At 52.9% G+C, this 20,571-nt stretch carries 23 protein-coding genes; 14 read left to right on the plus strand and 9 right to left on the minus strand.

Annotation, left to right across the window (positions count from 1 at the left end; translation table 11 throughout):
* Positions 1–53: 53 nt before the first annotated feature.
* The 6 genes from PJE062_RS14115 to PJE062_RS14135 all read left to right on the plus strand — a co-directional run bounded on the left by PJE062_RS14115 (position 54) and on the right by PJE062_RS14135 (position 4,017).
* Positions 54–1,409, plus strand: coding sequence for an MFS transporter (locus tag PJE062_RS14115; protein ID WP_208609067.1), 1,356 nt, complete (start codon positions 54–56; stop codon positions 1,407–1,409).
* A 38-nt stretch (positions 1,410–1,447) separates the two neighbouring features.
* Positions 1,448–1,861, plus strand: coding sequence for a hypothetical protein (locus PJE062_RS14120; RefSeq protein ID WP_037036970.1), 414 nt, complete (start codon positions 1,448–1,450; stop codon positions 1,859–1,861).
* A gap of 87 nt (positions 1,862–1,948) precedes the next feature.
* Positions 1,949–2,422, plus strand: coding sequence for a copper chaperone PCu(A)C (locus PJE062_RS14125; RefSeq protein WP_208982312.1), 474 nt, complete (start codon positions 1,949–1,951; stop codon positions 2,420–2,422).
* 29 nt (positions 2,423–2,451) lie between these two features.
* Complete coding sequence (locus PJE062_RS14130; protein ID WP_008549517.1) at positions 2,452–3,054, plus strand: SCO family protein; 603 nt, start codon at positions 2,452–2,454, stop codon at positions 3,052–3,054.
* Positions 3,055–3,104: 50 nt separating this feature from the next.
* Positions 3,105–3,251 carry a hypothetical protein gene (locus PJE062_RS26550; protein WP_198136869.1) on the plus strand — a complete coding sequence of 49 codons (147 nt, stop codon included), beginning with the start codon at positions 3,105–3,107 and terminating at the stop codon, positions 3,249–3,251.
* A gap of 34 nt (positions 3,252–3,285) precedes the next feature.
* Complete coding sequence (locus tag PJE062_RS14135; RefSeq protein WP_008549725.1) at positions 3,286–4,017, plus strand: TlyA family RNA methyltransferase; 732 nt, start codon at positions 3,286–3,288, stop codon at positions 4,015–4,017.
* Positions 4,018–4,080: 63 nt separating this feature from the next.
* Here PJE062_RS14135 and PJE062_RS14140 read toward each other — a convergent pair whose 3' ends face one another.
* Positions 4,081–6,147, minus strand: a complete 2,067-nt coding sequence (locus PJE062_RS14140; protein ID WP_008549700.1) for a methyl-accepting chemotaxis protein — start codon at positions 6,145–6,147, stop codon at positions 4,081–4,083.
* Between the two features lie 357 nt (positions 6,148–6,504).
* Between PJE062_RS14140 and PJE062_RS14145 the strand changes: the two genes are divergently transcribed.
* From PJE062_RS14145 to PJE062_RS14155, 3 genes are all read left to right on the plus strand, one after another.
* On the plus strand, positions 6,505–7,770 hold the full coding sequence (locus PJE062_RS14145) for a class I SAM-dependent RNA methyltransferase (RefSeq protein WP_008549585.1): 1,266 nt from the start codon (positions 6,505–6,507) through the stop codon (positions 7,768–7,770).
* Positions 7,771–7,910: 140 nt separating this feature from the next.
* Positions 7,911–8,246: a hypothetical protein gene (locus PJE062_RS14150; protein ID WP_208982313.1), complete on the plus strand. Its 336-nt coding sequence runs from the start codon at positions 7,911–7,913 to the stop codon at positions 8,244–8,246.
* 53 nt (positions 8,247–8,299) lie between these two features.
* A complete protein-coding gene (locus PJE062_RS14155) occupies positions 8,300–8,590 on the plus strand; it encodes a DUF1330 domain-containing protein (protein ID WP_008549965.1) in 291 nt (96 codons plus the stop codon).
* Positions 8,591–8,608: 18 nt separating this feature from the next.
* Here the strand turns inward: PJE062_RS14155 and PJE062_RS25825 are convergent, their stop codons facing one another.
* The 6 genes from PJE062_RS25825 to fabI all read right to left on the minus strand — a co-directional run bounded on the left by PJE062_RS25825 (position 8,609) and on the right by fabI (position 15,133).
* Entirely contained in the window at positions 8,609–9,346 is a 738-nt protein-coding gene (locus PJE062_RS25825; RefSeq protein ID WP_008549847.1) for a trans-aconitate 2-methyltransferase, read from the minus strand.
* Positions 9,347–9,501: 155 nt separating this feature from the next.
* The gene (locus tag PJE062_RS14165; RefSeq protein WP_008549581.1) at positions 9,502–10,050 is read right to left on the minus strand and encodes a hypothetical protein; all 549 of its coding nucleotides are present in this window, start codon (positions 10,048–10,050) and stop codon (positions 9,502–9,504) included.
* Between the two features lie 40 nt (positions 10,051–10,090).
* Positions 10,091–11,410 (minus strand): 3,4-dihydroxy-2-butanone-4-phosphate synthase, encoded by a 1,320-nt coding sequence (gene ribB, locus PJE062_RS14170; protein WP_008549825.1) that lies wholly within the window; start codon positions 11,408–11,410, stop codon positions 10,091–10,093.
* An 813-nt stretch (positions 11,411–12,223) separates the two neighbouring features.
* Entirely contained in the window at positions 12,224–13,315 is a 1,092-nt protein-coding gene (gene aroC, locus PJE062_RS14175; RefSeq protein ID WP_008549804.1) for a chorismate synthase, read from the minus strand.
* A 180-nt stretch (positions 13,316–13,495) separates the two neighbouring features.
* Positions 13,496–14,122 (minus strand): histidine phosphatase family protein, encoded by a 627-nt coding sequence (locus PJE062_RS14180; RefSeq protein WP_008549513.1) that lies wholly within the window; start codon positions 14,120–14,122, stop codon positions 13,496–13,498.
* Between the two features lie 198 nt (positions 14,123–14,320).
* Positions 14,321–15,133: an enoyl-ACP reductase FabI gene (fabI, locus tag PJE062_RS14185; RefSeq protein ID WP_008549566.1), complete on the minus strand. Its 813-nt coding sequence runs from the start codon at positions 15,131–15,133 to the stop codon at positions 14,321–14,323.
* A 174-nt stretch (positions 15,134–15,307) separates the two neighbouring features.
* Here fabI and PJE062_RS14190 point away from each other — a divergent pair, with 174 nt between their 5' ends.
* Complete coding sequence (locus PJE062_RS14190; RefSeq protein ID WP_008550090.1) at positions 15,308–16,720, plus strand: FAD-binding oxidoreductase; 1,413 nt, start codon at positions 15,308–15,310, stop codon at positions 16,718–16,720.
* A gap of 5 nt (positions 16,721–16,725) precedes the next feature.
* Here PJE062_RS14190 and fabG read toward each other — a convergent pair whose 3' ends face one another.
* Positions 16,726–17,496 (minus strand): 3-oxoacyl-ACP reductase FabG, encoded by a 771-nt coding sequence (gene fabG, locus PJE062_RS14195; RefSeq protein WP_008549591.1) that lies wholly within the window; start codon positions 17,494–17,496, stop codon positions 16,726–16,728.
* Positions 17,497–17,546: 50 nt separating this feature from the next.
* Positions 17,547–18,314, minus strand: coding sequence for an SOS response-associated peptidase (locus PJE062_RS14200; protein WP_008549732.1), 768 nt, complete (start codon positions 18,312–18,314; stop codon positions 17,547–17,549).
* A gap of 86 nt (positions 18,315–18,400) precedes the next feature.
* Here PJE062_RS14200 and PJE062_RS14205 point away from each other — a divergent pair, with 86 nt between their 5' ends.
* From PJE062_RS14205 to PJE062_RS14220, 4 genes are all read left to right on the plus strand, one after another.
* Positions 18,401–18,910: a hypothetical protein gene (locus PJE062_RS14205; RefSeq protein WP_008549550.1), complete on the plus strand. Its 510-nt coding sequence runs from the start codon at positions 18,401–18,403 to the stop codon at positions 18,908–18,910.
* Positions 18,907–19,320: an NUDIX hydrolase gene (locus PJE062_RS14210; protein ID WP_008549572.1), complete on the plus strand. Its 414-nt coding sequence runs from the start codon at positions 18,907–18,909 to the stop codon at positions 19,318–19,320. The genes PJE062_RS14205 and PJE062_RS14210 overlap by 4 nt, the downstream gene beginning before the upstream one ends.
* Positions 19,321–19,504: 184 nt before the next feature.
* Positions 19,505–19,984: a TIGR02301 family protein gene (locus PJE062_RS14215; RefSeq protein ID WP_008549562.1), complete on the plus strand. Its 480-nt coding sequence runs from the start codon at positions 19,505–19,507 to the stop codon at positions 19,982–19,984.
* A gap of 263 nt (positions 19,985–20,247) precedes the next feature.
* Entirely contained in the window at positions 20,248–20,523 is a 276-nt protein-coding gene (locus PJE062_RS14220; RefSeq protein ID WP_014284380.1) for a hypothetical protein, read from the plus strand.
* Positions 20,524–20,571 lie beyond the last annotated feature (48 nt).

The raw sequence follows: 20,571 nt of genomic DNA on the forward strand, positions 1-20,571 counted from the left end.
CATTGTTGGCTGGTACGCGCATGATCCTGCTGCTTGCAACTTTTGCGTCCTTAATGTTGTCTACGGCCCTCATTCTTGCAGGGCATGGACTTTCTTCGACGCTTATCCCCCTCAGAGCTGATTTAGCCGGGTTTGGAGACCTCCAGATCGGTCTGATCTCGTCCAGTTTTTACATCGGTTTTGTGATCGGGTGTGTGTTTGGCCCATTCCTGATTCTACGGGCTGGTCATATTCGTGCGTTTGCTGCGCTGGTATCGTTGATGTCTGGTGCAGCCTTGTTGCACCCTATCCTTCTTGATCCGCTGGCGTGGGCGTTGTTTCGCGTCATTACCGGTTTGTGTTTTGCCGGTATCTTGCTGGTTGTCGAAAGCTGGTTGAATGACCAGGCAACCAACGAGAACCGCGGCACAGTGATGTCGCTCTACATCATCTGCTATCTGGGTGCGACCATGGGTGGCCAGCTGATGGTTGTTGGTTTTGACATCAGCACTTTCGTACCCTTTGCGATTGCGTCCATCTTTGTCAGCATCGCAGTGGTTCCAGTCGCACTTACCAAAGCGGTACAGCCAGCGCCGATTACGCTGGTGCGGTTCCGCCCGATCAATCTCTATCAGACGTCAGCTGTGGCGCTGATTGGTTGTTTGCTCATCGGCCTCGCCAACAGCTCCATGTGGGCGCTTGCACCTCTGTACGCCAAGCAGATTGGCTATAGCACCAATGAAGCGGCCTATTTTGCGGCGGCTATCGTTTTGGGTGGCGCGATCACGCAGTGGCCGATTGGTCGTCTTTCAGACCGTGTAGATCGTCGTATCATCATCTTGCTGCTCGGGTTCACTGCAGCTGCTGCATCCCTGCTGCTCTTTATCCTTGAGAGCGGTAACTTCTGGGGAACTTTCACCATCTTCCTGATGCTGGGCATGGCCAGTCAGCCGACTTACGCGATTGTTGCTGCACACGCCTTCGACTACGTGGAAGCTGAAGACTACGTTGAGACGTCCTCTGGCGTGTTGATGTCGAACGGAATCGGCTCAATGATCGGCCCTACCCTTGCTGCTGGTCTGATGTACAGCATAGGTCCGGAAGGGCTGTTTGTTTGGGTTGCGCTTGTTGAAGTGGCCTTGGCACTCTTCGTTATCAGTCGCCTGTTCATCCGTCCTGCAGACGAGGCTCTGGAGAAGACAGACTTCGAATACGGTGCAACTTCCAACATGGGTGCGGTGCTTACGCCTGATCCGCTAGATATCGAAGATCCTTACGTTATTCCGCCTGAAGAGTTCCCTGCCTATGAACAGGAAGAGGAGGAAGAACCATCAGAAGAAACGGATGATTTGCCAAATCGCAATGATGAGGGTGAGAATCCGCCTACAACTGATGAGACTCAGGATAATTCCAGATTCCCTTCTGGCTAAGTGTAGACACACTCGACGGAAGCAACTAAGAAAGACCCATGGTCAAGCCGCGTAATACATTACATGTACTCAGAAGCGAGCGACACCCGCTTGTCTTGCTTGCCAGCGTTGCGATGCTGGCCCGAGTACTGCTGCTTGTCCTGAGTTTTTCCGGCGCAACGGCTGATCCTTCTGCTGCTGCGCTCATGCAATTGTGCGCCCCTTCAGGGGGCTCGCATATTGCCAAGATTGAAGGCTCGACTCATACCGAAAATCCGCTGGGAATAGGCTGCGATTGCACGTACATGTGCCCGCATACGTCCAAGCAGGCGACTTATTTTTCGATAGAGCCCGAGAACTGGCAGAGCCCTACCCTCGTGGTTGTCGGTTCTCTCTCCCTTGAAAGTGCTCTAGGAAATGTAAAAAGCCTCCGCGGTCATAATTTCCTCATCCGGGCTCCTCCAGTCGTCTAGTTTTTCTTTTCCGATCAACAAAACCTGATTTGACTGTCCTCTACTGCCTATATTTACAGGTAGAGAGCTATTCCTTGGATGGAAATTATGAAAACACGTGCTCTTCTTGTTGCAGCAGCTCTTGTTGCGTTCACCGGTTCTGCTGCTCTTGCGGAAAGCATTCAGCATGGCAACCTGACAATCAAAGATGCCTGGACACGCGCTACCCCACCAAAAGCAAAAGGTGGCGGAGCATTTGTGACTATCACCAACAATGGCAGCGAAGATGCGCGCCTGACCGGTGCAGTGTCCAACTATGCCAAGCGCACTGAAATTCACGAGATGGCCGTGAATGATGGCGTCATGAAAATGCGCAAGCTGGACGAAGGCGTTGTTATCCCAGCAGGCGAGACCCTTGAGCTGAAGCCTGGTAGCTACCACGTGATGTTCATGGGCCTGAACCAGCCATTCAAAATGGGCGAAGAGCTCAATGTTACTCTGGAATTCGAAAAAGCCGGTCCAGTAGACGTAACTTTCCCAGTTATGAAGATGGGTGCCAAGTCCGGCAAAATGCACCACTAACCAATTGAACTGTGCACGGGTGGAATAAGATGAACGTTGCGAAAACAATTCGATATGGAGCGTGGGCTGCTGTTGCCGTTCTCGTTGCCGCAGTTTCTGCTGTAACGGTGATGAAATTTGTACAAGACGACGTGCCTCAGGCCGCGACTGTACAGATTGGCGGTCCGTTTGAGCTGGTTGATGGCAAAGGTCAGGTCTTTACCGACAAGAACCTCAATGGCAAACCAACCCTGATGTTCTTCGGCTTCACGTACTGTCCTGATGTGTGCCCAACAACCCTTTCTGACATGCAGGGTTGGATTGAGAATCTGGGTCCTAAGGCAGACGATCTGAACTTCGTTTTCGTCAGCGTTGATCCTGAGCGCGATACACCAGACGTGATTGCAGATTATGTTGCAGCGTTTGACACTCGCGTTGTTCCACTGACTGGCTCCGTCGACCAGGTTAAAAAGGTCGTCAAAGACTACCGCGTATACGCGAGAAAAGTACCTCTGGATGACGGTGACTACACCATGGACCACACTGCAGCGGTTTACATGCTGAATGGTGATTTGGATTTCGTGGGAACCATCAGCTATCAGGAACCAGAAGAAACAGCACTTCCTAAAATCAGAAAGTTGCTTGGTAGCTAAGATAAGTTTAGGGTGTCTGAGAATTCAGGCACCCTTTTTTGGATGAAGATATGAAAGATCATGCAGCTCTCTATGCAGGCACAGCCACCATTGGACTACTGCTGATCGCGGCCACTGCATTCCTTTGGATGCGCTATGGCAATTTGCTTTTCTCTGACAAACTGTTAAATGCACTGGCTGGTTGCTTCGGCTTATAAGCTGAGCTTTCTGAGTTTCCCAGTCAGGTGACATATGCGGCTTGATCAATACCTCGTCGAACATGGTTATTTTGAAACACGTGCCCGGGCACGTGATGCGATCTTGCGCAATACGATTATGGTGGACGGCAGTCCTGCGAAGAAGCCATCTCAGAAGGTTATTGGTACCCCGCAAGTCTCCATTGATGATCCTGCCTCTGCTTATGTTTCTCGCGCCGCTCTGAAGCTCATCAAAGGGCTGGAGCATTTCGCACTCGATCCTGCTGATAAGATCTGTCTGGACATCGGGGCCTCAACTGGTGGCTTTACGCAGGTTCTGTTGGAGCAAGGTGCGAAGGTGGTGCATGCGATTGATGTGGGCCATGATCAGCTGGCTGAGAAGATCTCCAATGATCCGCGCGTCATCCGCAAAGATGGTTTGAATGCGCGGGAGCTCACCCTTGAAGATCTTGAAGGACAACATCCGGAGTTTCTGGTTTCTGACGTGAGTTTCATCTCGCTGAAGCTTGCCCTTCCTCCTGCTTTGGAACTGGCTGCTGATGGGGCTGTTGGCGTGTTCCTTGTTAAGCCGCAGTTTGAAGCTGGGCGTGAGCGGATTGGTAAAGGTGGTCTTGTTTCAGAAGAGATTGCGCAGGACATCTCTGTTGAGTTGCAAGAGTGGATGAACGATCAACCTGACTGGTCAGTTCTTGGAATTACCACCTCCCCCATCAAGGGTGGAGACGGGAATGTTGAGTATCTGATGGCTTGCCGGAAGCAATCATAGCTCACATTCTGAAAGCCTCTCTCACACCTGAATGGTCCGAGAGAGGCGTTGTTGTCTTTTGGCTTAGGCGCGCAGCTGGGATACGAACCCTTCGACGCGACCTTTAAGCTCATCAGCAAGTTCAGTCAGGTCTACAGACGCCTTCTTCACGCTGGAGGCTGAGGTGCTGGTATCTTCGGCTGCCTTTTCGATGTCATTCACGTTAGCGAAGACTTCTCTGGTTCCGTTGGATGCCAGCTCCGCACTGCGGGCAATCTCGCTTGTGGCGACGCCTTGCTCTTCAACAGCAGCAGCAATGTTGGATGCCACTTCATCCAGCTCGCTGATCGTCTTTGAAATGCCTGCAATCTCATCAACCGCACCTTGCGTTGCCTCCTGAACGCTGCTGATTTGCTCAGCAATGCTCTGCGTAGCCCGGCCTGTCTGGTTGGCGAGGTCTTTCACCTCGTTGGCCACAACAGCAAAGCCTTTGCCAGATTCACCGGCACGCGCCGCCTCAATGGTGGCGTTGAGTGCAAGAAGGTTGGTCTGATCAGCAATGGCGTTGATGATGTCGATCACTTCACCAATCTTGAGCACAGCTTCGGATAGACCACGAACCGTCACGTTGGTTTGTTCTGACTTGGAAACTGCCACGGCAACAGTTCTGGACGCTAAATCAACCTGAACGCCGATCTCACGAATGGAGGCCGTCAGTTCTTCTGCCGCAGAGCTCACGGTTTGCACGTTTACAGACGTTGCCTCGGCTGCGCTTGCTCCAGCTTGTGCGCGGGACTGTGCTTTGTTTGCCGCCGGTTCCAGGACATCTGCATGAGACTTCATGTCGGATGCTGCTGAGGAAACCGTTTCGACAACGCTGCCAACACTCTTTTCAAAGTCGGTGACGATCTTTGTTCGGGTTGCCTTTTCAGCAGCGATGCGTTTGGCTTCCTGTTCCTTCTTGTCCGCCTCCATCTCTTTGACTTTGATAGCATTGTCTTTGAAGACACGCACAGCGGTGATCATGTCGGAGATCTCGTCTTTCTGACGACGCTCCAGAATGTCAGCTTCCAGATTGCCTGATGCCAGTTCTCCCATGACATGTGTGAGTGAGGAGATCGGTTTGCTCAGGGAGTTGGCAAAGATCCATGCACCAAGAGCTGCCAGCACTGCCAGTACAACGCCCAGAACAGAAACCAGCGAGAACATGTGGTTTGATGCTTCAAGGATCTTGCTGCGCGGGATGGTGATGACCAGCAGCCAAGGCTTTTCTGTTTTAGCAATACTGATCGGAACGCCAACCTGCAGCATCTCAACGCCCCGGACCGAGGTGTTTGGAAGAATGCTAGTGTGCTTTGAGCTTAGCGGCTCCAGAACAGCCTCCGAGAACCCTGCAGAGCTGGCTGACTTTGTCACGAGTTCACTGTCAGGATGGGAGACGATGGTGCCGGAGGAGCTGACCAGAGTGAGGTACCCCTCTTCATAGGGGCGCATCTCGTTCAGTCTTTCCTGAATGGCAGAGAGTGCGATGTCTACACCGGCAACACCATCTCTGGCACCAAATCCATCCACCGGCACAACAAGGGATGTGATGAGGGTTTCAACGCCGCCGACTGAGTAGGTGTACGGCTCCAGAATGACTTCTGTTCCGCTTCGTTGAGCGAGCAGGTAGTAGTCCCCTGCTCCATCCTTGTCGTAGTCAACGAGTGCTTCGCGGTTGATCTGGCCGCCGGAACGGAACCAGTAAGGAATGAACCGTCCAGTTTTGTCGTGATACGGCTTGCCTGCAAAGTCCTGATCCTTGCCGTCAAATGCATCCCGCTCCCAGGCTGCCCAACTGCCGATCAACTGGCTGTTGCTTTGAAGGACGCTTTTCAGGATGTCAGCAGAAGCAACGCGGTCCGCGCTCTCGCTCTTTCTGAGCACATCAAGGGAGTTTGCTGTGTTTCTAACCACTGCGAAGGATTGGTCCAGTTCAGCTTTAACAGCAGCAGCGCTTTCCTTTGCAATTTCGTTGGAGAGCTTGATAGCTTGCTCTTCAATCACACCAGCACCGATGAACAGGACGGAGCCCGACGAGGCAATCATCGATACCAGTGCAATCACGACGACCCAAAATGTCAGTTTCCCTTTTAATTTCAAAGACGGCATCGAAAACTCCTGCTGAACATTGCCGATATTTTTATTGGGAAGTTTGCAGCTCTAGACTGTACGTCATCATGCATGCAACTCGCATTCAGCTGGGAAATCGATCAAATAAGAAAACAAAAAGTTTATTTTTGAGAGCATTTTAAATGCATCAGTAGATTCATCTGAAAAACAGAAGAGAAAAAGCTTATCAAGGTGCCTCTACGTCGATTTTCCACATTACCCTTGCGTCACATAGCAAGGTTTCCTCTAGATCAAGTGCAAGAGATAGAATCGACTCTCGCTGGCTCAGACGCGGATCACTGAACTTCATGAGATCAAGCATTGCATGTGTCCCTGCAGCGCTGTAAACGCAGTGCCATGTCTAAGAAGCCTGAAGCCACTGTAGAAACCCTTCGTGTTGCCCGCCTTGCCCATAAAGGGGATGGCGTTGTTGAGAGCGAAGCCGGACAGATCTTTATTCCTTATACCCTTGAAGGCGAGCTTGTGAGCGCCAAGGTGCAGGGACCACGTGCGGAACTGAAAGAAGTTATCGAGCCGAGTGCGCATCGAGTTGCGCCAGTGTGTAAGCATTACGGCACATGTGGTGGCTGTTCGCTGCAGCATATGGATGAGGCTTCCTATAAGGAGTTCAAACGACAGCAGGTGGTTGATGCCCTTGCCTCCCGCGGCATCGAGAGCGCGGTTGAGGATGTTGTTGTCTGCGACAAGGGCAGCCGTCGCCGGGCTGTGTTTGCGGCGGTTAAGGCAGGACACAAAGTTCTGTTTGGCTATCACACCGCAAAATCCAATCGCCTCGTGGACATTGAAGAATGTCCGGTGATTGCACCTGAGATCATGAAAGCGGTACCAGGACTGCGCAGACTTGCAGGAGAGGTGCTGCCGCGCAAAGGTGAGCTGAAGTTCACCGTGACCACCACACAGAGTGGTCTTGATGTAGCGATTACCGGCCTTGGCAAGAACAAGGACAAGCATTACCTGCAGCTCTCTCAGGGAGCCGTTGAGAATGACCTTGCTCGATTGACCGTTGATGGCGAGACAATCATCGAGATCCGTCCTCCTCTGCTGGATATGAGCGGCGCTGCTGTTCCAATCCCTGCTGGCGGCTTTATTCAGGCGGCTCTTAGTGCAGAAAACACCATGGGTGATCTGCTTGCAGAAGGCCTTAAGGGCTGCAAGCGTGTAGCAGACCTTTTCTGCGGCGCTGGAACGCTTACTTTCAAGATTGGTCAGTTTGCCAATGTGCATGCGGTGGAGGGGGAAGCTTCCTCTCTGAAAGCCCTTGATCAGGGTCTGCGTCGTGCCAAGGGCCTCAAAAAAGTGACCACTGAGCGTCGTGACCTATTCCGACGACCTATCGTTGCCAAGGAACTGGACAACTTCGGTAAGGGCTATGACGGCGTTGTGTTTGATCCGCCACGTGCTGGTGCGCTCGCACAGGCGCAGGAGCTGGCTAAGTCTCCGGTAAAGAAGATCGTTGCTGTTTCCTGTAGCCCAGCCAGCTTTGTCCGCGACATGCGCGAGTTGCTGGACGGTGGCTATGAGATCAAGCGCGTGGTGCCGATTGATCAGTTCCTCTACTCCCCTCATGTGGAAGTGGTTGCGCTGCTGGAGCGCGGCGCTTAAGCGCTTTTTGTGAAGGCGGCGGGTTACTTGCAGTTTGCCGTCTTCCCTGAATTTTGAGTGTCTATCCCCCCTTGAAAAGCACGTGTTACTGAAGCTTCACGACCTGCGCGTATACTTTGCCGAATTGGTAACGTGAACGGGTGGTCGAGCTATTGATCAAGGGCCTTTCGGTTTTTGCAGCTATCATTTGCATTGTGCTGGGCCTGTTGACGGTCTGGACCCCTATTCCAACGGGTGTGCCTCTGCTTGCTCTGGGCGCTGTGCTGTTGATTGCCAGTAGTCGCCGGTTTGCGAAGTTTGTGCGACGGCACCGGAAGAACTTCGTCTGGCTCAACCAGGCTCTGCATTGGATTGAAGTGCGGTCCAGCGGGCGGTTTAAGAAGATCATCAGACGAACGCGCCCGCGCTATTTCAAGAAGCGTCAGGGCAAAGGACAATCTTCACCTAAAGACAATGGTACTAAGTCTGCCGCGTAATTTTACAGTTCAACCAAATCAGATAGGCTCTTTTCCAATTACAGGAGAAGTGTATGCCAGCTTACGTCATTGTTGATACAAAAATTGAAGATCCCATCGCCTACGAGGATTACAAGGCTCAGGCTCGTCCAATTGCAGAAAGCTATGGTGGTGTTTACCGGGCCCGTGGCGGTGATATGGATGTGGTCGAGAGCGATCTATGGACGCCACACCGGCTGGTGATTGTCGAGTTTCCCAGCATGGAGAAAGCGCAGGCTTTTCTTAGCAGCCCAGAGTATGCCCCTGTTGCCAAGATCCGTCATACTGCGGCGAAGTGCAGCCTGACCATTATTGATGGCATCTAATCTAAGCGGTAATGCCAGTTAGTTGCTCAGGCCGCCGCTGACGATGATGTAAGGTGCAGCATCGTTCAGGTTCAGAGCGGACCAATCACCATAGGAGGCTGTTGCGTGCAGGCCGACAGCTTCCAGCAAATGGCGGATATGGTCGCGGTGCACGAAGCGGCGCATGTTGTTCTTTGAATAATGCTGACCATCACTGTCGTAGTGGGTTTGCATATGGACGAGGCCGTTTTTGTCTGGTCCGGACGTATCCTGCCACAGCGATACGCGTTGCCCTGCTACCGAGCGAACCATGGTTGGTTTGCTCTTCTGGCCCCACTTCTCCCAAGGACGCGACTTCGGGTTTTCCATGCCGAATGCGAATTTGCCGGTTGGTTTGAGGTGGGAAGCAATGGTCTGGAGGACGAGGATCTGATCGGTGTTGGTTGCGAAGGCCTGGAAAGCGTTTCCGGTGATAATGATGCGGTCGAATTTCTGATTGAGGTGAACCGTTCGGGCATCTGCCTCTAACCACGTCACCGCATCTGTACGCTTCACAGCTTGTGCGATTTTCTTCGGATTTCGGTCGACCCCAACAACGTTTACGTCCTGCTGCGAGAGAGCGTTGGATAGCGCTCCTGTACCGCAAGCGATTTGCAAAACGCTACCGCCTGGTGTGCAGGCAAAGTTGAACAGGTAATCATCATCAGCTCCCCAATCTTTGTCCAGACTAGTAAAGCTGCAGGTGTTGCTCTCCATATCCGTGCGATTTAGCTGCATAATCATTGCCTTCCGGGTCCTGTCCTTCCTAATAAAAGTTAGGTTAAGAGTGTTAACGTCTTGTAACAGGATAGGCGGATTTACGGCTAAACGAAGATTTATGAGGTATTTAATCTGCCTAATGATTGTTTATAGATCTGTGTTGCAGATAAACATCATGCTCCTCGCCAGAACTGTCTAGTTCTTTGCAGCAGGATCTCAGGGTCACATGCGAGCAAATGCAAATCCACTTCAAGTACTGGCGTATTCGACTTGGCTTGCTTCAATCGCCAGTTCTTTCGCATGGCCAATCGGGTCAGGGATTGCGGTTCTTTTTGAACGAAACACTCTTCTAACGGGCGGTTGAACTGGATACGCAACTGATTGAATTCCATCGTGCGAACGGCTGTCGTGTAGATGGACAGTTCGGAGATGGCTGACCAACGCACGACGCCGAGCCGTTCCAGATACAGGCCGGTGTCGTTGGCGGCCATTTGAGGACGTTTGTCTATAAACGGGTAATGCCAGTAAACGCTCAGGAAGACGGGAAATGAGGCCAGTGCCGGGATGAGAGACCCGCTGACGATGCCGGTTCCCAGCAGGGCAGCGCCTAAAAGCAGGCTACCATAGACGACAGGTTCCCCTGTGCCCTTTTTGTATCCCAGTGTGAATGGTTCAGCCGAGCTTTGCTCTTCCTGCCATGGGTCAAGATCAAACTGAGACATGCCCCCGCCACTCTCCATATTGCGCCGGGGGCTAAACTTGTTAGTCCGCCGGGGTTTCCGTTGCTTCCACTTTCAGGCCAAAGCCTTCAAGGCCAACATAGTGGCGCTCACGTGAAGCGATAACGCGGATGGAGTTTGCACCCAGATCTTTCAGGATCTGCGCACCAAGACCAACTTCGCGCCAGTCTTCAGAACGGCCCTGTGCAGACTCATGCTGCTCATTTTCAGCCGCTTCCAGACCATCGCGATGACGGTTGGACTTGCTGGCAACGCCTACCGCACCTTCACGCAGGTAAACAATAATGCCTCGGCCTCTTTCCGCAAAGTCTTCCATGATTGCTTCCAGAGGTTTGGTTTGCCCAAAAACGTCATCGAGAACGTTTTCCAGATGCAATCTGACAGGAATATCCTGACCATCGCGGATGTCGCCGTAAACCAGCGCCAAGTGGCCAACATTGTCGAACGGAGTAGAATACACGATGGCGCGTGCCTTGCCCGCTGTGGTGTCTACGTCGAACTCATCGATGCGGCTGACGAGATTTTCGTGACGCTGACGCCATGCGATCAGATCCGCAACGGAGACCATCTTCAGGTTATGCTCTTTGGCAAAAGCTTCTACCTGCTCACCGCGCTTTACAGTACCGTCGTCGTTGACCAGCTCACTGATCACGCCAACTTCCGGCAGGCCGGTCAGCTTACACAGGTCCACGGCTGCTTCGGTATGACCGGAGCGCATGAGGACGCCGCCTTCTTTGGCGACCAGCGGGAAGATGTGGCCTGGACGGACGAAGTCAGCCGCGCCAGCATTTGGATTGGCAAGACCGCGAACAGTGGCACAGCGCTGTTCTGCGGAGATGCCGGTGGTCAGGCCCGGTGCATAGTCGACGGAAACGGTGAAGGCGGTTGCCAGTGGAGCGTCGTTGTTGGCGACCATAGGCTCAAGGTGCAGGCGCTTGGCTTCTTTCAGCGTCATCGGAGCACAGACGATGCCAGAGGTGTGGCGAATGATGAACGCCATCTGTTCCGGGGTGATCATGTTGGCCGCTACAATGAGATCGCCTTCGTTTTCACGATCATCATCGTCGGTCACAACAACCATCTCGCCGTTTTCGAACGCGCGCAGGGCTTCGGCAACTCTTGTTTGAGACACGACGTACTCCTTGTTTTCTTTTAGTCCGAGAAAATCGTTAGGGGTCACCTGATGGCCCGTCGCCTCAGCGATCTTCTGGGCCATCTCCCGAGAAATCCATGCGCTTGGGTCGTTGCACAGTGCGGTTACAGATGCAGGAGACAAACCAGCACGACGTGCAAATGCACTTCTGCTTTCACCATTGTCTTCCAGCCATTCAGTCAAGCGCATAATCCTAGCCCCTTGGCCTTGCAATTTTCAGTGATACTGAAATCGCTCTTTTAAACTCGGAAATCAAGGGGCAAATGGAAAAAAGCTTACCGCTTTCTACCTAGGTCGTATGCAAGTGCTCTGTTGAGGTGAATAAACGGTATGCGGCTTTGTGTATCTGCGCTGAGCCGGGCTCCCTCACCCTGCCTGCCTCTTGATGCAACCGAACAAGCACCAATAGCACCACATGGCATCCCATGCAGTGGTGAAGCTAGAATTCCCGAAGGTCGGGAGGGGCAAGGCGGCAGGCAATGCCTGCGCATTGAGTTAGTAATAGAGTCTTCGGCATTGGCTACGCGCCTTGCCCGGGCATTTTGGTATGGCCAACATCGCCTCTTATCCTGAAAGACACGATAGCCGGTTTCCCGGAAAGACAACGGCTTTGCTCAGATAAGTTTCCGTATCCGAACAGGTCCGCTGCCTATGATATGGCCAGTCTGGCTGGTCCATATCACTGCGTGATGCCCTTCAGGCTTGGGCCCTTCCTCTCAGACCATGCAGTCACGCCTGAAAATCGGTGCCACCGGACCTTTGCAAGATGCGTTACCTCTCACAAAAGCCCCACCCAGCCCACGACACGCTGACGGACGGTCCGCCAACTGCCCGTCACGTGGGCATGGGATTAGTATGAGCGCATAACTGAGCGAGGGGGATAAGATTTTTTCACCATCACACGTCTCAGGGCCATCTTGCATAAGCGCGGGGAGCAACAAAAAAGACGCCGGTTGTGCCAGCGCCTTTCAATCAGAATGAAATCAGAGGTTGAGAATCTTTTTAGCGCTCGCCGCACTGACCTCTGTCGCGCAGGACGTGATCAGCCAGCACGCACGCCATCATGGCTTCGCCAACTGGTACTGCACGAATGCCAACGCACGGATCGTGACGGCCCTTGGTCATCACGTCCACCTCTTCACCGCTACGGGTGATGGATTTGCGTGGTGTGAGGATGGAAGAGGTTGGCTTCACTGCAAAACGAACCACCACTGGCGCGCCAGAAGAGATGCCGCCGAGGACGCCGCCAGCCTGATTGGAGAGGAACTCCGGCTTGCCATCTTCGCCCATGCGCATTTCGTCAGCGTTTTCTTCGCCAGTGAGGCAAGCTGCTTCAAATCCGTTGCCAATCTCAACACCCTTCACAGCGTTGATGGACATCATGGCGGATGCCAGATCCTGATCGAGCTTGCCGTAAAGTGGTGCGCCCAGACCGACTGGAACGTGCTCTGCGACCACTTCGATCACCGCGCCAATGGAAGAGCCGTCTTTGCGAATACCATCGAGATACTCTTCAAAGAACTTTGCTGCTTCTGCATCCGGGCAGAAGAACGGGTTGTTGTGAACCTCGTTCCAATCCCAGTTGTCGCGATTGATCTTGTGCGGCCCCATCTGCACTAGAGCGCCGCGGATCAGGATGTTTGGGATGACTTTACGCGCCAGACCACCAGCGGCTACGCGTGCTGCGGTTTCGCGGGCGGAAGAACGGCCACCACCACGGTAATCACGGATGCCGTACTTTGCATCATAAGCATAGTCAGCATGGCCCGGACGATAACGCTCTTTGATCTCAGAATAGTCTTTAGAGCGCTGGTCGGTGTTCTCAATCATCAGGGAGATGGGCGTGCCGGTCGTGCGCTGCACGCCGTCTTCATCCACCATCACACCAGAGAGAATTTTCACCTGATCCGGCTCACGGCGCTGGGTCGTAAACTTGTTTTGTCCCGGCTTGCGCTGGTCCAGATACACCTGAATCTCTTCTGCTGTAATTGGGAGCAGAGGCGGACAACCATCGACAACGCAGCCAAGCGCTGGTCCGTGGCTCTCGCCCCAAGTCGTTACGCGAAACAGATGACCAAAGGTGTTGTGGGACATGTTCTAGTGGTTCACTTTTAGAGCATGAGCACGCTCACATTCGTCGACTCTCTTCAATCGAACGGAACGTACTCTGGAAATTAAAGTGGTTTTAGGAGGGTTCTCGCAAGAGGTCAATTGAGAGCCTTGCAGCACTTGCGTCAATTTCCCAAAAGAACAGGCAGATTTTGAGCTTGTTCTTCAGATCCAAGCTTCTGATCCATCGCGCCAGAGCAAGAACTGGTCCTGTGGGGTGTCCAGATCAGGGATTTCGGCTGGAGCGTAACCGCAGAGCAGGCCGCGCAGGACGCGCATGACCACGCCATGAGCCACGATGATCATGGGGTCTTTCTGCTCTGACATCCATTCAGCGATGCGGTCAGAGACCATTTTGTAGCTTTCCCCCTCCGGGTGAACGTAACCCCATTTGTCTTCGCGGCGCATGCGGATGACTTCAGGACGTTCAACCATCATTTCAGGAACTGTCATTCCCTCTACGTTGCCAAAGGTGATTTCGCGCAGGCGCTCATCGACTTTGTAGTCGTGCGGATCCAGCCCCATTTCCTTGCGCAGGATCTCCATGGTCTCGCGGGCGCGGATCATCGGAGAGCAGACAAAGATGAAATCATCTGGGGTTTTGCCGAGATCGACGAGGAAGTCTTTCATCACCATGCCATTGCGACGGGCCTGCTTGCGGCCAGTGTCGTTGAGCGGGATGTCCTGACCGCCCTGCATGCGCCCTTCCAGGTTCCAGTCGGTTTGTCCGTGACGCACATAAAGCAGCGGAGTTGGTGTGATCTTCGCGAGGGGCATCAACGAACCTGTCATTCCATGGGCCTTTGGCAATAGTTTAGTCGGCAACCGATTTGTAACGGCTTCTTACGAGGTAGATGTGTCATTCCTCGTTGAGAGACAACAGTTATGCACACATTCTTGATTTATGTCATACGTGGCTTTACCGGCTCCCTGAACGCAAAAAAGGCGCCCCGAAGAGCGCCTTTTCTCAAACTGATAAGCTTTGATCGCTTAGACGACGGAGATGTCCGGAGCGTCAACAGCCTTCATGCCGATCACGTGGTAGCCGCTGTCAACGTGGTGGGTTTCACCGGTGACGGAGCGGGACAGATCGGATGTGAGGTAGAGCGCAGAGTTTCCGACATCATCGATGGAGACGGTTTCACGCAGTGGTGCGTTGTACTCGTTCCATTTGAGGATGTAGCGGAAGTCGCCGATACCAGCTGCTGCCAGTGTTTTGATCGGGCCAGCAGAGATCGCGTTGACGCGGATCTTCTTTGGACCAAGATCAACTGCGAGGTACTTCACGCTTGCTTCCAATGCAGCCTTTGCAACGCCCATGACGTTGTAGTTTGGCATAACCTTCTCAGCACCGTAGTAGGTGAGAGTTACAATGGAACCGCCTTCGGTCATCAACTTCTCTGCACGGCGGGCAACGGATGCCAGCGAGTAGCAGGAGATCTGCATTGTCTTTGCAAAGTTGTCAGCGCTGGTGTCCAGATAACGACCAGTCAGCTCTTCTTTGTCAGAGAAAGCGATCGCATGAATGACGAAGTCAATCTTGCCCCATTTTTGCTCCAGAACTTCAAATGCTGCATCAATGCTTGCTTCGTTCGTCACGTCGCAATCACCTACAACAAGTGCATCGAGCTTCTCTGCTAATGGTTCAACGCGCTTCTTCAGCGCTTCACCCTGATAGGTGAGTGCGATTTCAGCTCCGGCATCGTGTAGTGCTGTCGCAATACCCCAAGCGATGGACCGATTGTTGGCCAGTCCCATGATGAGACCACGTTTGCCGGCCATCAATCCTTGCGCTTCTGCCATGTTTTTCTCCTGAGTGAATATCACTTTATCTGGCGAACAGATTAAAAATGCTATGGCACACTGTTCATTTGGCTTCAAGCCATCGAAAAAAGTCCAATCAGACATGGACGTGTTCTTGCGCTCCCATTATCTGATAGTGAAAGCCAGATCAACTTCCAACACTGCGACAGAAAAATGACTATTCCAAATTTGGTGAACGCGTTTGAGAGCATTATCGGGGCCGCACATGTGCTTGTCAGCGACAGCGACAAAGCCCCTTTTCTCGTTGAGTGGAGAGACAAGTTCAAAGGGGCCACACCCATGGTCTTGCGGCCCGGTTCCACTGCCGAGGTTGCAGAGTGTGTGAAGCTTGCGGCACAGCATAACCTGAAGGTGGTTCCGCAGGGAGGAAACACCGGTTTGGTGGGGGGCCAAATCCCCAACCCCGATGGCAGTGAAATCGTGCTATCCCTTTCTAGATTAAATAAAATTCGCCACATTGACCCTGAAGGGTATACGATGGTTGTAGATGCAGGGATCACATTACAAGCCATCCATGATGCAGCTGAAAAACATGATCGTTTGTTTCCTTTGACGCTCGCTTCACAGGGCACCTGTGAGATCGGCGGCAACATTGCAACCAACGCCGGCGGCACCGCTGTACTGTCTTACGGGAACACCCGCGACCTTGTTCTCGGGCTGGAAGTTGTGCTCGCAAATGGTGAGGTCTGGGAGGGACTTCGGACCCTTCGCAAAGACAATACTGGTTACGATTTGAAACAAATATTTATCGGCTCAGAGGGCACTTTGGGGATCATTACGGGTGCCAGCCTCAAATTATACCCAGCCCCGGCGTCAGTCGAGGTTGCTCTGGTCGCGCTAGATTCGCCCGCGAAGGCCCTCTCCCTGTTTTCATTGGCAAAAAGCCATGCGGGGAACATGCTCACCGGCTTTGAACTGATGCCGCAATCGGGCATGCAGTTTGTGTGTGAACATATGGAGCAGTCCCGCTATCCGTTCGAGGAGCAGCATCCGTGGTATGTGCTCATCGAGATCTCTGCGGGCACCAAAGACATCGACATTGCCAGCCTGACAGAGACCATCTTCACCGAAGCGTTTGAAGCTGACTTGTTGCGGGATGGGCTGCTGGCGCAGAGCAAAGCGCAGGCTGCTGATTTCTGGCGATTGCGGCATGGTCTGTCAGAGGCGCAGAAGTTTGAGGGTGGCTCCATCAAGCATGACGTCTCTGTGCCTGTCGCGAAGGTGCCGGAGTTTCTGGAAGAAGCGATTGCGGCTGTTAAGGAGGCCGTGCCGGGATGTCGTCCTGTGCCTTTCGGGCATATGGGCGATGGCAACATCCACTTTAACATCACGCAGCCAAAGGGCGCCGATAAGGCCGAGTACCTTGCCAAGTGGGATGATGTGAACCGCGTGGTGCATGGCATTGTTGCCAGCTACAATGGCTCCATCTCTGCGGAGCATGGCATCGGCATCTTGAAGCGGGATCTCCTGGCTGAAGTGAAGAGCGCAACTGAGATGAACATGATGCGCTCTATTAAAGCGGCGCTTGACCCAACCAACATGTTCAATCCGGGGCGTGTGCTCTAACAAGATTAGTCAGGTGCTTCCAATCCTTCCGGGAGCACCTGTCCTCCGTCGACGACGATCTGCTGGCCAGTGATGTAGGAGGCTTCATCGCTGGCGAGGAACAGGACCGCGCTTGCCACTTCGCGCGGGGCGCCCAGTCGTCCGAGAGGAACCATCTGGCCCATCTTCTTTAAATAGCCATCTCCGAGATCATCGAGCGCTTCTGTCTTTACATTACCAGGTAGCACCGCGTTGATGGTGATGTTGTGCGGGGCCAGTTCCAGAGCGGCCGTGCGCATGAAGCCGAGTTGGCCTGCTTTTGATGCTGCATAATGAGACCAGCCGGGATCACCGGTTACGGGGCCGGTGATGGATGAGGTCAGGATGATGCGTCCCTGCCCTGTCTCTTTCATATGCGGAAGGGCAGCTTTGGTGCAGTAGAATGCGGAGCGCAGGTTAGTGTTTTGCACCAGCTCCCATTGATCGGGCTCCATTTCCTCAATGCTTTGCTTTGGGAAGATGCCAGCGTTGGCGCAGATGATATCCAGTCCAGCTTGTTTGACTGTTTCATCCACGGTGCTTTTGACAGCCTCCCAGTCGGTCACATCACATTGGAGAAACTGCCCTGCCCCGCCGATCAAGGCGAGTTCCTTCACCGCATTGGCACCGGCTTCCTCTCCGCGGGCGGCGATGGTGACGAATGCACCGGCGCGGGCGAAGGCCAGAGAGATGCCGAGGCCGATCCCTTTGGACCCGCCAGTGACGATGACAGACTTCCCTTTTAGCGATGCGAGCATCCTCAGTCCCTCCAGATCATTCATGTGAGACTGAGTATGTTGAGCAGAGCCTAAAACAAATCTAACTGGCCGCTGTTTCCTGAAGAGCCACCGGCAGCCTTTTTCCGAGGTTTGGGTTTTGCCGCTGGTTTTGGTGGCTGAGGTGGGACGGCGATGACCTCGCGATCCCACAAAGACGGATCATCATTTGCTACACTGTTGACGCGCGTGGACACCGGAGTGGCAATCAGAAGTCCTTCATCCACAGGTTGCAGCAGTTTAACTGCGTCTCTGGACATCACAGTTCCGTTACTCAACCAGTCATTGAAATGCTCTGGAGCGATGATTGCGGGCATACGATGATGGATTGGCTTCACCGTATTATTAGCCTCAACCGTGATTACAGCAGCGGTATCAATGTCTCCGCCATCCGGGTGGGAGTAGGTTTCCCACAGGCCAGCGAAGGCTAGAAGGCGGCCATCAGCAGGTGCGATCCAGTAGGGCTGCTTTGCCGCACCTTTGCGTTGCCACTCGTAAAAACCGTTTGCAGGGATCAGACATCTGCGGTGGCGAACAGCGGCACGAAACGAGGGTTTCTCTTCCAAAGTCTCCGCTCTGGCGTTGAGCAAAAGCGTGAAACTTGCGGGGTCTTTGACCCATGAAGGCACGAGGCCCCAACGCGCTAACCCAAAGTGGCGCCCACCATTTTCGTGTTTTACGAGTGCAATTGGCTGAGTCGGTGCTATGTTGTATCTCGGTGGAAAGTTGGGCTGTTCGATGTATTCAAACAACGCTTTGACTTCTTCCGGAGACGCTGACAGGCTATATCTACCACACATGCAGATTACTCTGTTCACATTTTAGTAAAATTGCAACCAATCGAGAGATAGGTTCCGCGCGACAGATAGGAAGCTGGGAGGCTGCAATGGATATGTACTGCGATAAAATTGGCATAGGAGATCTTTCTCCTGAGCTTTTGACGCATGCAAACATCAATCCATCCACGGGCCTTGCAACTGACTATCTCAACCATTTCAATGAAGTGGTCATGCTTCTTGAAATGCTTCCTGACATTCCCGATTGTGCAGAAGATGTTCTGGCTTGGGAACCGGCAGACTATATCACACATTTCAGTGCCTCTAAGTTCTCAGAGAAGGAACTGGCCATTCGCGCGTATGGAGCTGTTGAAGAACGGCTGCGCAACGCGCTTGAGAAGTGTATTGCCGAGATTGATCAGGAAGTGATCTCACTTCAAAAGATGCTTGACTCAGCTGAAGTCACGGGTGAACTGCTGCAAATCGTTCAGGATAAGGCCGTTACCGTCATCAGACCGCTGCTTTCACAGGCAGGGTCTATCATCCATGGTCACTTGCCGGATGAGACAATCAGCACTGAGGAAAGCACTCAAGCGGATGTCGACGCCCTGTTTTCATGAGCAAGAAAATATCTCCGGAATACATCGAGGCAACCAGCGTTGCCTGTGTCCAGAACAATAAAGTGTTGCTCGTTAAGCGAGCTCAATCACCGTCCAAAGGCCTCTGGAGCTTTCCTGGCGGCAAGGTTATGGCCAGCGAAAGCCTTGAAGAGGCTGCGCAGCGCGAGTTCACAGAAGAGACCTCTCTGGCTGCAACTGACCTGAAAACATGGACGGTGTCCTACCCTTCACCTGAAGACAACAAGGTGCAGTATCGCATTCATGTTTTCACCTGCAGCCAAGTGGAAGGTGAAGAGAAGGCGAGCTCTGATGCGTCCGAGCTGGGCTGGTACACTTGGGAAGATTCCATGAACCTGCCATTGGCACCGGGAATGCAGCAGCACATTCTAAACCTTCTAAGATGTAGTTAGAGCTCGCGCGTATTCTTGTCCGAAAACCGGAACCACTTTTCGGGAATACGCTGTCACATCTTTCTGCCAGCGCTAGTTGCAACAAGGGAAAACAGGAAATCCCCAAGGTTCCATAGTGGACAGAGCGCGGGGAGACCGCCATCCTTACAGAATCTGAAGCAACCAGCCTGCTGTGAGATGTGGCTTGACTGAACTTGCAAAACGTAAAGCCTGGATGCGGTCCTGTGCGGCTCCTACTCGGTCTCTTGGCCGTGGGGTTTGTGCTGGCCTGATGCTTTTAAGTATTGCTGCTACGCCCAGCGCGTTTGCACAAAGTTCACCACAATCTCCGGGCAAGCCTGCTCAGCCAGAGTTGAAAGAGCCACCTTATGAGCAACAGCTCATCCGCCTTTCAGAAATTCTGGGTGCGCTTCATTATCTGCGCCCGCTTTGCGGCCATGACGAAGCTGATGAATGGCGCCAGCGCATGTACTCGTTACTGGGTGCAGAAGTACAAAATGAGCTGCGCCGCAGACGGCTTGTTGAGCGGTTTAACCAGAGCTATCGGGGATTCGCCTCGGTCTATCAAACCTGCACTCCAGCGGCGATTGAGGCCTCTCGCAGATTCGCGGACGAAGGTGTAATTATCACCCAAGAAGTCACGGGTAAGTACAGCCGCGATTGATAAAAAAGCCGGTTGCAACCATTTTCCACAGACAATTATTGCGTGTTTTTTGGATAACTCGGCTTTGCCACAAATATTAACCATAACTTACAGAAGCTCTGGACGAGTTTACCAAAACATCAGTGAGTCGGTTGTTCCTGCCGTTTCGCGTGTTAACGTCCGTTTAACAGATAAGGCATGCGACGCTTCATTTGTTTTCGTTTGCCCGTTACATGTAACGGCAAATAACAAGAAGCAGCACATAGAGGGACATGAGAGCCAGCATGATCAAGGACGACGCTATCGCCGGCGAATTCACAGAAGAGATCGATGCATCTGATGCAGACATCCGCCGACTGGCTCTGAGCTTCATTCAGGAAGCTTGGGAGGATGGTCTATCTCACGGCATCGACAGTACAGCTCTTGCGCATGCAGCGCTGTTCTCTGCCATGATGGATCTGGTTTCTCTTTACGGAGAAGAAGCCGTTTCCAAATTTGCGCAGGAACTGCCACAGCGCGTTGAGCGCGGTGACTATTCTCTGGAGCGCCGACTGCACTAATCCAGCTTAGCTGATTTTCAAAGAGCCCCGATTGATCGGGGCTTTTTT

Source organism: Pseudovibrio sp. JE062, assembly GCF_000156235.1.
GTDB lineage: Bacteria > Pseudomonadota > Alphaproteobacteria > Rhizobiales > Stappiaceae > Pseudovibrio.

What these genes read in the sequence shown, in the direction of transcription:
- PJE062_RS14115 (WP_208609067.1), top strand. Translation starts at nt 54, where the DNA reads ATGTTGTCTACGGCCCTCATTCTTGCAGGGCATGGACTTTCTTCGACG.
- PJE062_RS14120 (WP_037036970.1), top strand. Translation starts at nt 1,448, where the DNA reads ATGGTCAAGCCGCGTAATACATTACATGTACTCAGAAGCGAGCGACAC.
- PJE062_RS14125 (WP_208982312.1), top strand. Translation starts at nt 1,949, where the DNA reads ATGAAAACACGTGCTCTTCTTGTTGCAGCAGCTCTTGTTGCGTTCACC.
- PJE062_RS14130 (WP_008549517.1), top strand. Translation starts at nt 2,452, where the DNA reads ATGAACGTTGCGAAAACAATTCGATATGGAGCGTGGGCTGCTGTTGCC.
- PJE062_RS26550 (WP_198136869.1), top strand. Translation starts at nt 3,105, where the DNA reads ATGAAAGATCATGCAGCTCTCTATGCAGGCACAGCCACCATTGGACTA.
- PJE062_RS14135 (WP_008549725.1), top strand. Translation starts at nt 3,286, where the DNA reads ATGCGGCTTGATCAATACCTCGTCGAACATGGTTATTTTGAAACACGT.
- PJE062_RS14140 (WP_008549700.1), bottom strand. Translation starts at nt 6,147, where the DNA reads ATGCCGTCTTTGAAATTAAAAGGGAAACTGACATTTTGGGTCGTCGTG.
- PJE062_RS14145 (WP_008549585.1), top strand. Translation starts at nt 6,505, where the DNA reads ATGTCTAAGAAGCCTGAAGCCACTGTAGAAACCCTTCGTGTTGCCCGC.
- PJE062_RS14155 (WP_008549965.1), top strand. Translation starts at nt 8,300, where the DNA reads ATGCCAGCTTACGTCATTGTTGATACAAAAATTGAAGATCCCATCGCC.
- PJE062_RS25825 (WP_008549847.1), bottom strand. Translation starts at nt 9,346, where the DNA reads ATGCAGCTAAATCGCACGGATATGGAGAGCAACACCTGCAGCTTTACT.
- PJE062_RS14165 (WP_008549581.1), bottom strand. Translation starts at nt 10,050, where the DNA reads ATGTCTCAGTTTGATCTTGACCCATGGCAGGAAGAGCAAAGCTCGGCT.
- ribB (WP_008549825.1), bottom strand. Translation starts at nt 11,410, where the DNA reads ATGCGCTTGACTGAATGGCTGGAAGACAATGGTGAAAGCAGAAGTGCA.
- aroC (WP_008549804.1), bottom strand. Translation starts at nt 13,315, where the DNA reads ATGTCCCACAACACCTTTGGTCATCTGTTTCGCGTAACGACTTGGGGC.
- PJE062_RS14180 (WP_008549513.1), bottom strand. Translation starts at nt 14,122, where the DNA reads ATGACAGGTTCGTTGATGCCCCTCGCGAAGATCACACCAACTCCGCTG.
- fabI (WP_008549566.1), bottom strand. Translation starts at nt 15,133, where the DNA reads ATGGCAGAAGCGCAAGGATTGATGGCCGGCAAACGTGGTCTCATCATG.
- PJE062_RS14190 (WP_008550090.1), top strand. Translation starts at nt 15,308, where the DNA reads ATGACTATTCCAAATTTGGTGAACGCGTTTGAGAGCATTATCGGGGCC.
- fabG (WP_008549591.1), bottom strand. Translation starts at nt 17,496, where the DNA reads ATGCTCGCATCGCTAAAAGGGAAGTCTGTCATCGTCACTGGCGGGTCC.
- PJE062_RS14200 (WP_008549732.1), bottom strand. Translation starts at nt 18,314, where the DNA reads ATGTGTGGTAGATATAGCCTGTCAGCGTCTCCGGAAGAAGTCAAAGCG.
- PJE062_RS14205 (WP_008549550.1), top strand. Translation starts at nt 18,401, where the DNA reads ATGGATATGTACTGCGATAAAATTGGCATAGGAGATCTTTCTCCTGAG.
- PJE062_RS14210 (WP_008549572.1), top strand. Translation starts at nt 18,907, where the DNA reads ATGAGCAAGAAAATATCTCCGGAATACATCGAGGCAACCAGCGTTGCC.
- PJE062_RS14220 (WP_014284380.1), top strand. Translation starts at nt 20,248, where the DNA reads ATGATCAAGGACGACGCTATCGCCGGCGAATTCACAGAAGAGATCGAT.